This is a genomic window from Enterobacter sp. LU1, from assembly GCF_008271405.2.
In the GTDB taxonomy this organism is placed as follows: Bacteria; Pseudomonadota; Gammaproteobacteria; order Enterobacterales; family Enterobacteriaceae; genus Enterobacter; species Enterobacter hormaechei_C.
Genome location: NZ_CP043438.2, coordinates 928687 through 941346 on the forward strand (window position 1 = coordinate 928687; position 12660 = coordinate 941346).

Below are 12660 nucleotides of genomic sequence, written 5' to 3' on the forward strand. Positions count from 1 at the left end.
CGGCTACGCCTTACCCGGCATGAAAAATGTACTATCCCGTACGCCCGGTAAGCACAGCGTCACCGGGCACAAAAAAACCGGCTCAGCGCCGGTTTTTTATTACCACAACATCAGAACTGGTAGGTCATGCCCAGCGCAACGATATCATCGCTGCTTACGCCCAGTTTATTATCGTCATCGATCTGGTTGATCTTATAATCAACAAAGGCAGACATATTTTTGTTGAAATAATATGTCGCACCTACATCGATGTATTTCACGATATCTTCATCACCGATACCTTCGATATCTTTGCCTTTAGACTGCACGTAACCCAGAGATGGACGCAGACCAAAGTCAAATTGATATTGCGCGACCACTTCGAAGTTTTGCGCTTTATTTGCAAAGCCACCGGAAATAGGGGCCATATTGCGGGTTTCGGAATAGATAGTGGCCAGGTAAATATCGTTGGCATCATATTTCAAACCGGTTGCCCAGCCTTCTGCTTTTTTACCTTCGCCGCGTGCCTGAAGGTTTTGATCGTTGGTGCGATCGGAGCTGGCATACGCACCAATCACAGAAAAATCGCTGCCGCCGAAGTCATAGCTCAGGGAGGTACCGAAGCCGTCACCGTTTTGCTTCTTCACGTCGCGGTTTTCATTTTTGCCCTGGTATTGCAGGGTCATATTCAGGCCGTCAACCAGGCCAAAGAAATCGGTATTACGGTATGTGGCCAGACCGGAGGCGCGTTTCGTCATGAAGTTATCGGTCTGTGCCAGGCCGTCACCGCCGAACTCCGGGAACATATCGGTGTATGCGGCGACGTCATACAGCGCGCCCAGGTTACGGCCGTAATCCAGTGAGCCGAAGTCTTTCAGTTTCAGCCCGGCAAATGCCAGACGTGTTTTTTGAGAAGAGTCGCTTTCAGCTTTGTTACCCGCGAACTCAGCTTCCCAACGTCCGTAGCCCGTCAGCTGATCGTTAATTTGCGTTTCACCCTTAAAGCCGAAACGAACGTAAGTCTGGTCACCATCCTTAGCGTCATCATCACTGATGTAGTGCATTGCTTTTACTTTGCCGTACACGTCCAGTTTATTCCCGTTTTTATTATAAACTTCTGCTGCCTGAACAGATGCGGAAGCAACTACGCCCATTACCACTAATGCCAGAGTGCTCTTTTTCATTTTCAATCCTGATTTTATAAAAACGCGCTAATATTCGCTGAGTAATAAGATTCGGCTTATTACCCCGTGAAAAACAGGAAGGGTTTTATCGTTCGTGGGTGAAAGTTTTATGACAAAGTAAGAATATGTCTAAAAAAGTATGTTTTAATTTTTCGGTAATAAAATTGTCAAAATCTGCCGCTACGCTTCCTGATCCCGCGCAACAAAGTGACGGGTCATGCGCTAAGGCAGTTGGCAACGGAGCTGACACCTGTTAAAACGTCTGACTGACATCATTTTCCCTTATTGTTGAACGGCAGAGAATCATGAGTGACAGCCAGACGCTGGTGGTAAAACTCGGTACCAGTGTGTTAACAGGCGGATCGCGCCGCCTGAATCGTGCCCATATCGTTGAGCTTGTACGTCAGTGCGCTCAGTTGCATGCCGCAGGGCATCGTATTGTGATTGTGACTTCCGGGGCGATTGCCGCCGGGCGTGAACACCTGGGCTACCCCGAACTCCCCGCGACGATCGCTTCCAAACAGCTGCTGGCCGCCGTGGGACAAAGCCGACTCATACAGCTCTGGGAACAACTGTTCTCCATCTACGGCATTCACGTCGGGCAGATGCTGCTGACGCGTGCGGATATGGAAGACAGAGAACGTTTCCTGAACGCCCGCGATACGCTGCGTGCGCTGCTGGATAACCATATCGTTCCGGTCATTAACGAAAACGACGCTGTTGCCACCGCTGAAATCAAAGTGGGCGACAACGATAACCTCTCTGCGCTGGCGGCGATCCTGGCAGGGGCCGATAAGCTGCTGCTTCTGACCGATCAGCAGGGGCTGTTTACCGCTGACCCGCGCTCTAATCCACAGGCTGAACTGATCAAAGACGTTCACGGCATTGACGATGCGCTGCGTGCCATTGCGGGTGACAGCGTTTCTGGTCTGGGGACAGGCGGCATGGGCACCAAGCTCCAGGCCGCGGACGTGGCGTGCCGGGCCGGTATCGACACCATCATCGCCGCGGGCAGCCGTCCGGGTGTGATCGGTGATGTGATGGAAGGCATCTCTGTGGGCACTCGCTTCCACGCCCAGGCGTCCCCTCTGGAAAACCGAAAACGCTGGATCTTTGGTGCGCCACCGGCTGGCGAATTGACCGTGGATGAAGGCGCGACCGCCGCTATTCTGGAAAGAGGAAGCTCGTTACTTCCAAAAGGAATTAAAAGCGTGACAGGCAACTTCTCGCGTGGTGAAGTGATCCGAATCCGTAACCTTGAAGGTCGCGACATCGCTAATGGCGTAAGTCGTTATAACAGCGACGCGCTGCGTCGGATTGCTGGTCACCATTCCCAGCAGATCGACGCCATCCTGGGCTATGAATATGGCCCGGTTGCCGTGCATCGTGACGACATGATTATTCGTTAAGGAGCCAGAACATGCTGGAACAAATGGGCGCAGCCGCGAAAGCCGCCTCTTATAAACTGGCGCTCCTTTCCAGCCGCGAGAAAAATCGCGTGCTGGAAAAAATCGCTGATTATCTGGAATCTCAGTCGCAGGAAATTTTGCTCGCCAACGAGCAGGATCTGCTGGAAGCGCGTCGCAACGGCTTGAGTGAAGCGATGCTCGATCGTCTGGCGCTGACCCCTGCGCGTCTGAAAGGTATTGCCGACGACGTCCGTCAGGTGTGCAACCTCGCCGACCCGGTAGGGCAGGTGATTGACGGTGGGGTGCTCGACAGCGGATTACGCCTTGAGCGTCGCCGCGTGCCGCTTGGCGTCATTGGGGTGATTTACGAAGCGCGTCCAAACGTGACGGTGGATGTCGCCTCCCTGTGCCTGAAGACCGGTAACGCTGCGATTCTGCGTGGCGGGAAGGAGACCTGGCGCACCAACGCCGCGACGGTAAACGTCATTCAGCAGGCGCTGGAGGAGTGTGGTTTACCGGCGGGTGCCGTGCAGGCGATTGAAAGCCCCGACCGTGCGCTGGTCAACGAGATGCTGCGCATGGACAAATACATCGACATGCTGATTCCACGCGGCGGCGCGGGCTTGCACAAGCTGTGCCGTGAGCAATCTACCATTCCGGTGATCACCGGTGGTATTGGCGTATGCCATATCGTAGTGGATGACACCGCGGAGGTAGAACCTGCGCTGAAGATTATCGTCAACGCTAAAACACAGCGTCCAAGCACCTGTAATACGGTGGAAACGCTGCTGGTGCATCAGGGCATCGCCAGTACCTTCCTGCCAGCGCTGAGCAAGCAGATGGCGGAAAGTGGCGTCACGCTGCATGCGGATGAGAAGTCTCTCGCCCTGCTGAAAGACGGTCCGGCGAAGGTCGTTCCGGTTAACGCGGAGCAGTACGACGATGAGTATTTGTCGCTGGATCTGAACGTGAAGGTAGTTGCGGATCTTGATGACGCTATTGCACACATTCGTGAACACGGAACCCAGCATTCTGACGCGATCCTGACGCGCACCCTGCGCAATGCCGATCGGTTTGTGAATGAAGTGGATTCGTCTGCGGTTTATGTGAATGCCTCGACGCGCTTCACCGATGGCGGCCAGTTTGGTCTGGGCGCGGAGGTGGCTGTGAGCACTCAGAAGCTGCACGCCCGCGGTCCGATGGGGCTGGAAGCACTGACCACCTACAAGTGGATCGGCTACGGTGATGATACGATTCGTGGGTAAATAATCGCGGGTGATGCAAAAATAGCCGTTTGATTCAAAAGGGCATTGACGCATCACCCGGTTAGATCTACTCTTTTGCCCCGTGGTTACGCTCGTAACCGGCCTTTCAGGGCCGATATAGCTCAGTTGGTAGAGCAGCGCATTCGTAATGCGAAGGTCGTAGGTTCGACTCCTATTATCGGCACCATCCTTTCGTTTTCTCAAGTCAACTCACTTTACTGCCCCGGAGTGTATGTCTGTGGCAACGGTGAGGAAAACAAACCGAAAGCACCCCAAATTATCAGATGTGTACTGTTATTGCTCAAATGTAGAATGTGGGCATACGTTTGTGATGAACGTTTCCTTCTCACACACGATTAGTCCCAGCGCTTTGAGCGGCCAGGGACGGATTAAAGAGCTAATGGATGCCCTGCCACCGGACGAGCGTCAAAAAGCATTAGAACTCCTGTTGGCAGCCAAAGAGAGCCACTGAACGGTTCGCCGGGAGTAACTAAAATTTTCCCGGATTCGGTTCATTAGATTTCAGTTGATTAAGGAAAAATGTCTATAAGAATCAATTTGTTAACTTTTAAGTGTGCCATCAGTAATCATGAAAAATCTCACCAAATATTTTATATCTCTTTACTACCAATGGCTTAATTCAAGTGGTTACGATGTTGGAGTAAAGCTAAACTGAAAAAAGCTGAAATTCTTTTCACTCTTTTGAGTTCCCTGCACGCTGTAAATCCCCAGTTGTGGCGCGGTCTGGCGCTATCATTTGTAAAAAATCCCAACTGAAAAATTTTTGCGATCTGAAAACCGCAGGCGGGTGCGGTGTAGTGCAATTTTGGACTTTAAAAGATTTTTTGCATAGATTGTTTCGTTTGTTAATAATGGTTTAAGATGAGTCACTACTAGATTTCATAAGAAGAAATTGGTGGCTACAATGAAAGTAACATTTCCACTACAGATTCAAACAGCAAAGAATTACAGCGGTAAAGTCACATCCATTAAAAAGAAATTAAATACTTTTACGGATGACTCTTTTTTTAAAAATATGTATATGCACTTTCAAACTATTCGACAACCAAAGACAGGAATTGTGTCTAATTTCCCGTGGTGTTGCTTTCTTGCTTTGAAATGGAAGCTATCTGAGCCTATTCGTCATAAATGCATCGAAATGGAAATGAAGGACTTTATTGATATTATCAATAGGATTTATAATTTGCAGAGTGAAGTTGAAGGACTTTATGACAATAATAAAATTTTACTCAGCATAAGAAGAATGATCGTAAATCAGAAATTGTATCAAGTTCCCATGAAATTGGAACTTAACACACTTGCACGGCAATACTACTGGTATGCTAATTATGGTGGCGGTTATTTTCGGCGCAACTTCGAAAAGTTGTATGGTCTAACTCTTGAAGAATATTATAAAATAAGTGCTTACTTTGCATTATTATCTTGTGTAGAAGATTATAAGGAATCTGTATATATCGCTTCAAATGTCTATATAATACACCTAATACCTTACTTTAGCCCCGAGACACTTAAGAATTATCTAAATCTTGTTTCGGTGAAATGGCCTGAACTTAGAGCATTCATGGTTCAGTTTAAAGATGAGCAGCAAAAAGATATAGAATATTTTCTTGATACTCCAATGTTGTCCAAACCCTTCATACAAATTAACGAAGGTTTGGTAGTGTTGAGCAAACACATTTTAAGAGCATCACTCTCTGGCCTAGTTCCTTCATTACTTAAAAAAGATTTGGGGTCGGCTTACAAGGATAAGTTCGGAAAGGCTATGGAGAATTACATAGAAACCCTCCTAACTGAAATCTTTCCAAATGTTAAAACAGAAAGGCAAATTAAAGAGTTATATCGAAAACATCAAGTTTCTGAAAAAACTAAGGTCGTCGATTTCATCCTCGAAGAAGATGAAGGGAATGTTTATATAGACTCAAAGGCAATTGAGCCTGATAAAACGGTAAAATATTCAAACACTGCTGTTGTAATTAAACAGCGATTAGGTAATAGCTTTATGAAAGGAGTTTTGCAAGGATTGGATTGCGCTCGAACCATAAATAAAATCAATGGTAATAAAAAATCTAAAAGAGATTCTTTGATTATAATCACTCACATGGATCATTATATATCTACAGGTAAAACGATTGAGGATATGCTTGATAATTCATTTTTTAAGATGATTGAGGAAAAGAATGGTGAATTACCAATTGATAAGGAAAGAATTTATTATATGACAATAGATGAATTCGAGTTCATGGTAGAGGTTTGTCGTTTAAAAAAAATAAATATAACCTCTATAATTGATGCATGCAGTAAAGATGACTCCTCAAGTAGTACTCAAAAATTCAATGTAATGATGCACATTCACAAAATATATCCTGAAGGTATTCCAGATAGAGAAATAATTGTTAAAATTAGAGATTATTTATTCGAGGACCTCATTGAATCGATGAAAAATTCTAAATCATACTGGGATGGTAGGGTAAGTGATTATTTGACCATTAAACAGTTTCTTTTAAGTTAGGTTCTATAGTCGGCTGTGATCAAATGTTTCACAGCCATATCATTCAAGATTTAATGAGCAGATTGACCTTCTTCATAATATCCACCTACCTTGGCACTACGTATTCATCATTTTTTTGATGTGGAGGCATTTTTGGGGGCATGTTTATCTGTTGTTGAAAATAAATGATTTAAAATCAATACGTTGAAAGTTTGTGCTATTCCTATTATCGCACCATCTAAATCAAATAGTTACCCTACATTCCAGTAAATCTCATTCTCAGATCATGGCAGCAAATGTTGCTAATGGCTGCACATTTTCGCGTCATCGTTTTGTACCTCAAAGAAGTTGATCGGCGGCATAACCCTAAAGGCTATACCGCCAGCGCCATGTTATCGCGCCATTAACGCAAACACTCCCCAGCCAAAGTACTCCCGCGTGTACGTCACATGACGTTCAGGCGCTATCGTCAGCTCCGCCCGAACTTCCTGCGCGAAGTCATCGTCTGGGTTTTCCTCCAGCCAGCGCCGCATGGTCATCCATTTTGCGGCTTCGTACCTGTCCCAGCCTTCCTGATCAGCCAGCACCATTTCAACCAGGTCATAGCCCTGTTGATCGAAAGACGCAACCAGACTGGGCAGAGTGAGAAAGTCTGCGATCGACGAGACGCCGCAGGCCTGGGCTGTCTCCTCCGTCGCAGGTACCTGACGCCAGTACGGTTCGCCGATGAGCATTATTCCCCCGGGCTTGAGGCTTTTTGCCAGCAGATCCATTGTCCCGGCTACGCCCCCCGCAATCCAGGTTGCGCCAACGCAGGCCGCCACGTCACATTTTTCATTCGCGACGTAGCCGGCCGCGTCGTTATGAATGAAATGGACGCGTTCGCTGACGCCGAGTTCCTCTGCGCGCCGCGTGGCCTGCGCGGTGAAGAGCGGGCTCATGTCGATGCCGGTACCGGTAATACCGTAATCACGTGCCCAGGTACAAAGCATCTCTCCCGAGCCGCTGCCGAGATCGAGAATGCGTGTGCCTGGCTTCATGCGTAACACGCGGCCCAGCGTCGCGTACTTCTCTGGTGTAAAGGGGTTATGAATGCGGTGTTTGCTTTCGCTAACAGTAAAAATACGTGGGATATCCATCATCCTCTCCTTAACGATTATCAGGCTGAGCGCGAACATTGTTCAGCCCCGTAGTGTTAATGCGGTAGGGCTGACCGTTAACGGATTTGATCAGCTTTTTGGTTTTGAGCTTTTTGAAAACGGCGAGCGTGCAGTCAGCCAGCAGTAGCCCTTCGCGGCTATAGCATTCAACGGCGGTGACGCGGCCAGAGTTATCGCGGACGTGCACAATACGGCCACCTTTGGCGAGAACGTGTAAGGTACGTTGTTCCTGACGGGATAAATTCATACTGGAAAACCTGTTTAATCATCATGTGCAAAACGTGCAAACACACAGCGGTGTCCGCATACGATTTCGGCGCATTGATAATCAGTCCGGCCTGGAAAGGTCGGGAAGCTGATTATCGGATGATTACATTCTCCAGCATCAAAGCCTCGGATTGAGTTGATAGGTATTTACGGGGTGAATGATAACACCTGTTTATTGTCAGTGAATACCCAGGGGTGAAAAATGTGATCCCGGTTGGTATCGGGCTGAGGAGAGGGGATCATTCCTGGCCGCTCTTAATTTTGCTGTCGACCTGAGGCTGTGGTTTGCTGAAAAGATATCCCTGCACAAGCTCGCAACCCAGAGCCTGAAGCCGCTCAAGCTGCTCTTCGGTCTCAACGCCCTCGGCAATGACGCCCATATTAAGGCTTTTAGCCATACCGGTAATCAGCTTCACAATATTAAGCGCATCTTCCTGCGTAGATATCGGATTGACAAAAGATTTATCGATCTTGATTTTATCAAAATTCAGTTCGCTGAGTCTGGAGAGCGACGAATAACCCGTGCCAAAATCATCAATGGAGATTCTTACGCCCAGTGCGCGGAGTTTTTTGAGGATCGCAATGGGGTTATTTCTGTCACTGAAGAGGGATGACTCTGTGACCTCTAACTCAAGACGGTTAGCCGGTAGCCCGGTCTCAGCCAGAACGGACTGCACCGTATTAATAAATGATTTGCTGCCCAATTGAACAGGCGAGACGTTGACGGAGATCCTGGCCGGAACAGCCCAGGAGACCGCCTCCCTACACGCCAGTTTAAGTACAGTTTTACCTATCTCGTTGATCATGCCTGTTTTTTCAGCGGCGAAAATAAAGCTATCCGGGGAGAGCATCCCCTTGACGGGGTGCATCCAGCGAATAAGCGCTTCATAGCCGTAAATTTCCTTGCTGACGGAATTCACAATAGGCTGGTAATAAACAATAAACTCATCATTCTCTATTGCTCTTGCCATATCATTTTCAAGGGTTCTGCTTTCCTGCAACTTCTGTAGCATTCGCTGGCGGAAGACTTTGATTTGCTGAGAACCTTCTTTCTTGGCTTCATAGAGCGCCAGATCGGCAAATTTATAAAGGTAATCTGAACGTCGTTCGTTATCCGATAAAACAATACCCACACAGGTGGCTATTTTTATAAGTTGATTATTAATTGTATAGGGCTTGCTGATGCTATCACTGATTTCTCGCGCGCGTGAAACGGCTGCGGCTTCGGTTAAGCCACTGGAGAGAAACGCAAATTCGTCGCCGCCCAAACGATAAAATGTCTCTGAAAAGCGGCTCAAAGCGTTAAGGCGCGTGGATACCTCACGTAACAGTAAATCGCCAGCATCATGACCGTAGGTATCATTCACCTCTTTGAACCGGTCTAAATCGAATAACATCACCGTGACCGAAATATGTTTTTCCTCAGCCTGTAGATTAAGTTTATTGAGATCATCCCAGAAGAAAAGACGGTTTTTCATGCCGGTAAGGGAGTCATGATAAACATCGTATTCCAGTTTTGTATTCTGGATTTGCAGGGTTTCTTTGGACAGCTGAAGTTCTTCAGCCAACGTTTTAACCTGTGTATGTGCTTTGAGGATGTTTTTATTTTGATAGATAATCAAAAAGCCCAGTATGAAGCTTAAAATAACCAGTAACAGCGAAAGTGCTGAATAAATATAATACAGAACCTGTATTTTTAGGTTAGTTTCATTGATTGTATTAACATCTTTTGTTAAAGCCATTGATGAAAGCTGGCTTAGCGGTGCATCCAGTGAATGCATATTTTTCAGATAGAGCTTTAACTCTGAACGGCTCATTTTCTCAAGATGACCATCTAGATAGTTCAGTATATTTTCCAGGCGTAAGGCGAGCGCCTGATGCGCTTTTTCGCTGTTTATATAACGACCCAGGCCGCCCTCTTTCAATAAATCATTCTGGCTCAGCATGATTTCCAGGCGCATGCGAACCTGGTCTACCGTAACGTCATCAGTCTCGGTTGCGTACAGTCCAATCCATGATTCAAATCGGTAATATTCAGATACCAGTTGGGCTACAGACCAGGACTCAGTGTAGTGAGTCAATTTTTGCAACTCCTGCTGACGGTCGTAGACAAGAAAGGCTATATATCCCGTAGTGATAAAAAGAGAAAAAATGATACCAACCAGTATCCTGTTCATTATGTTCTCCTGAACTACTATTCAATCTTCATTTTGCTGACCTGCCAGGCCGATCGCGAGTAATAAATCTGATTATTGAGTTCAGGAAGACTGTCATAGGGGTAGACGATGAATGACGGACCTTTATCGCGGATGCGCATATATTCGCCATTGACCTTTAAAGCCAGGATGGCGTTGTATTTCTGGAAGTCGCTGAGAGGGATAACGGTAGTGTAATCATTGAGTGCAATCACATTCAGGACAGAACCCTTTGCACCCACATACTCCATCAGTTTGCGCATCGGGATACCCTCAAACTTCGTGCGGCCATTATACCAGGGAGAGGTCGTCTGGAAACTCACCATCCCCAGTTTTTCCAGGCTGGCAATATCAAAAACGGCTTTTCCATTTTCGTTCGTATTTTCTATATTACCGGTAATGGTTAAGATGGGTTTGCCCACAGGCTTTGGCAGTTCGCCAGCCCAGCTTAAACTTTGTACCAAAAAGCAGCACAGCATTAGGATTATTCGCATATTGGCCTCCTCTTTTTAACAGAAGTATAAGAATTATAAGTTATTTATCCTATAAGTTTGTCTATTTTGTTGAACGCCATGGCTTTTTGCAAACGATACTTCATTAAATGTATTAAAATCAAATGGATAATCGTTGTTTGCCCCGTGATTGCAGACCTCTGGCTGGAGCTTACGTTTTTTAAAACATAAAAACTCAGTGTAATTAGCCACCCGGGTTTAAAAAATGATCGCTTTGATTATTGATATATTTACGCACCCCCATTTTTTATCAATGGTGGCATCGTTAAGATTGATTTATTTGTACAAAGAATGATAACGCACCCTCAATGTGAGGGAATAAGAGAGTGCGCGTACCTCTGACGTCGTTGGCAGGGATTTTCGGTTAACCCGTCTCCAGCATACTGAAACTGACGATCCGCGAGCGCCCCAGCTCTTTCGCCCGGTAAAGCGCCACATCTGCTGCGCGCAGCAGGTCGTCGCTTTGGGCGTGCTGCGGGTAACTGGCGATCCCGATCGACACATCCACTGGGCCAATCTCAGCAAGCCCATAGCGCAGCGACAGCGTATGGACGCCGTTATAAATCTCAGTTGCGCAGGCGTGAGCCGCTTCCTCATCCGCACCCGTTAGCAGCACCAGAAACTCTTCGCCACCAAAGCGGAAGGCCAGGCCGGCATCGTGCACGGCACGCTGAACAATTGTCGCCACGCTCTTAATCACATGATCGCCAGCCTCATGGCCGAAGCGATCGTTAATGCTTTTAAAGTGATCGATGTCGATCATCATGCAGCTCATCGGCTCATCATTGCGCATTGCCTGAGCTATCTGAGTGCGCAGGGTATCTTCCAGGTGGTGACGATTACGCAAGCCGGTGAGCGGGTCGAATAGCGCTTTTTCCAGCAGGGCATCGCGCAGACGCTGGTTGGCCAGCGCCAGACCCAGGGCTTCCGCCATTAATTCGAGATATGCGCGGGACGGTGCCGTTTCAGGCGTGATGTTCTGAAACGACAGCAAACCAATGGCTTCCCCCTGCGCAATGAGCGGCACGCACAGTGAGCTGTCTTTTTGTGATTCAGGCAGATGCTGGCAACCGATATCCGGCTCGCCGTTGACCGGTGGATGGCTCTGACCACGGCGTATGGCCCAGCATTGATCGGGGTGGAAAGCATTTTTTTCTCCCTGTGGAGATAACCATTCCGCCGCACAGCGCATCTCCCACGGGTTTCGATCCAGAATATACAGACGTCCGGCGACACCCGGCGCAATGTTGGGAGCAAACAACTCTGCCACCTCAATCACGTCGCTGACGTTCTCGCATCCCTGCAAGCGCTGGGTCATTCGCGCGAGCAGCTCGCGGATGGCCCAGTCTGCGTCGCGTTCTTTTTCAAGCCGCTGCCTTGCCAGCCCGTTCTCGCGGAAAATGCGAATGGCCTGCGCCATATCGCCTATCTCATCGACCTGGTTGAAATTGGGCGTTTCGACGCCGTAATCCTGTGAGGCCAGGCGGTGAACCACATCGCTGAGGCGCACTACCGGGCGCAGCACGCGGTGCTTGAGAATAAAGCCCATCACGAATAAGAAGAGCAGGGCGGTCAGGCCGACCATCACCTCTGAGGCGGTACGCAGCGTTTTCGACGTGTTGGTCGCCGCCTGGACATCGGCAATAATGCGCTTATCCAGCAGCATACGAAAATGGTCAATCTTGCTCTGGGCGCGTTCCGTTTCAAGTTCGTAGATTTTGCCGAAGAGTAACGCAATGGCCTGTTGTTCCTCACCCCGGGCGACGCTGGCAATTGCTGCCTGCTGTTCATCCTGTAGGCCATCAACAATCTTCAGCCCTTCATACAGCAGCGCCAGCTCTTCGCCCGTTGCGCCCGTATCTTTTAACTGTCCCACTTTGTGTTCAATATTCTTCAGTTCACCTTCTTTCGCCTGGTACGCTTTCAGCACATCGGGCTCTTTTTTGATGGCGTAAAGGCGCGCTAAATCGGAGAGCATCCAGGTTTCTGCTTCAATCTCTTCCGTAAGCTGGTCAAAAATTTGTCGTTGCTTAACAGCCTGACGCTCTACGTTGTCGGCATGGGAAGCCATCAGCATGACGATACCGGAGGCAATGGTCAGGCACACCGTGACACCATAGGCCCAGTTTGTGATCGTGGCGATTCGCACCTGTTGGATCCTTCTACGACAAATGTGGAAG

10 protein-coding genes and 1 tRNA gene are annotated in these 12660 nt (G+C 48.0%); 5 read left to right on the top strand and 6 right to left on the bottom strand.

Going from position 1 to position 12660, the window contains the following annotated elements; all coding sequences use genetic code 11:
- Positions 1-110: 110 nt before the first annotated feature.
- Positions 111-1163, bottom strand: a complete 1053-nt coding sequence (phoE, locus tag FZF21_RS04385) for a phosphoporin PhoE (RefSeq protein WP_017383128.1) — start codon at positions 1161-1163, stop codon at positions 111-113.
- Positions 1164-1468: 305 nt separating this feature from the next.
- On the opposite strand from phoE, the gene proB reads away from it, so the two are divergent.
- The 5 genes from proB (at position 1469) to FZF21_RS04410 (ending at position 6367) form a co-directional block, all read left to right on the top strand.
- Positions 1469-2572, top strand: a complete 1104-nt coding sequence (gene proB, locus FZF21_RS04390) for a glutamate 5-kinase (RefSeq protein WP_149121063.1) — start codon at positions 1469-1471, stop codon at positions 2570-2572.
- Between the two features lie 11 nt (positions 2573-2583).
- A complete protein-coding gene (gene proA, locus FZF21_RS04395) occupies positions 2584-3837 on the top strand; it encodes a glutamate-5-semialdehyde dehydrogenase (RefSeq protein WP_017694463.1) in 1254 nt (417 codons plus the stop codon).
- Between the two features lie 111 nt (positions 3838-3948).
- Positions 3949-4024 (top strand) — tRNA-Thr (locus tag FZF21_RS04400).
- A gap of 45 nt (positions 4025-4069) precedes the next feature.
- Positions 4070-4309 (top strand): ogr/Delta-like zinc finger family protein, encoded by a 240-nt coding sequence (locus FZF21_RS04405; RefSeq protein ID WP_045344612.1) that lies wholly within the window; start codon positions 4070-4072, stop codon positions 4307-4309.
- 444 nt (positions 4310-4753) lie between these two features.
- On the top strand, positions 4754-6367 hold the full coding sequence (locus FZF21_RS04410) for a hypothetical protein (RefSeq protein WP_232933980.1): 1614 nt from the start codon (positions 4754-4756) through the stop codon (positions 6365-6367).
- 371 nt (positions 6368-6738) lie between these two features.
- On the opposite strand, the gene FZF21_RS04415 is transcribed toward FZF21_RS04410, so the two are convergent.
- The 5 genes from FZF21_RS04415 to FZF21_RS04435 form a co-directional block, all read right to left on the bottom strand.
- On the bottom strand, positions 6739-7485 hold the full coding sequence (locus tag FZF21_RS04415; protein ID WP_045344611.1) for a class I SAM-dependent methyltransferase: 747 nt from the start codon (positions 7483-7485) through the stop codon (positions 6739-6741).
- 10 nt (positions 7486-7495) lie between these two features.
- Positions 7496-7753 carry a YjhX family toxin gene (locus FZF21_RS04420; protein ID WP_017694448.1) on the bottom strand — a complete coding sequence of 86 codons (258 nt, stop codon included), beginning with the start codon at positions 7751-7753 and terminating at the stop codon, positions 7496-7498.
- Positions 7754-8012: 259 nt separating this feature from the next.
- Positions 8013-9950 carry a bifunctional diguanylate cyclase/phosphodiesterase gene (locus FZF21_RS04425; RefSeq protein WP_149121062.1) on the bottom strand — a complete coding sequence of 646 codons (1938 nt, stop codon included), beginning with the start codon at positions 9948-9950 and terminating at the stop codon, positions 8013-8015.
- Between the two features lie 17 nt (positions 9951-9967).
- Positions 9968-10462 (bottom strand): molybdopterin-dependent oxidoreductase, encoded by a 495-nt coding sequence (locus FZF21_RS04430; protein WP_023295996.1) that lies wholly within the window; start codon positions 10460-10462, stop codon positions 9968-9970.
- A 382-nt stretch (positions 10463-10844) separates the two neighbouring features.
- Positions 10845-12629 carry a diguanylate cyclase gene (locus FZF21_RS04435; RefSeq protein WP_047738069.1) on the bottom strand — a complete coding sequence of 595 codons (1785 nt, stop codon included), beginning with the start codon at positions 12627-12629 and terminating at the stop codon, positions 10845-10847.
- Between the last annotated feature and the right edge of the window lie 31 nt (positions 12630-12660).

Bases quoted from the DNA above. Each gene is read 5' to 3' on its own strand.
- phoE (WP_017383128.1), bottom strand. From the start codon at position 1,163: ATGAAAAAGAGCACTCTGGCATTAGTGGTAATGGGCGTAGTTGCTTCC.
- proB (WP_149121063.1), top strand. From the start codon at position 1,469: ATGAGTGACAGCCAGACGCTGGTGGTAAAACTCGGTACCAGTGTGTTA.
- proA (WP_017694463.1), top strand. From the start codon at position 2,584: ATGCTGGAACAAATGGGCGCAGCCGCGAAAGCCGCCTCTTATAAACTG.
- FZF21_RS04405 (WP_045344612.1), top strand. From the start codon at position 4,070: ATGTCTGTGGCAACGGTGAGGAAAACAAACCGAAAGCACCCCAAATTA.
- FZF21_RS04415 (WP_045344611.1), bottom strand. From the start codon at position 7,485: ATGGATATCCCACGTATTTTTACTGTTAGCGAAAGCAAACACCGCATT.
- FZF21_RS04420 (WP_017694448.1), bottom strand. From the start codon at position 7,753: ATGAATTTATCCCGTCAGGAACAACGTACCTTACACGTTCTCGCCAAA.
- FZF21_RS04425 (WP_149121062.1), bottom strand. From the start codon at position 9,950: ATGAACAGGATACTGGTTGGTATCATTTTTTCTCTTTTTATCACTACG.
- FZF21_RS04430 (WP_023295996.1), bottom strand. From the start codon at position 10,462: ATGCGAATAATCCTAATGCTGTGCTGCTTTTTGGTACAAAGTTTAAGC.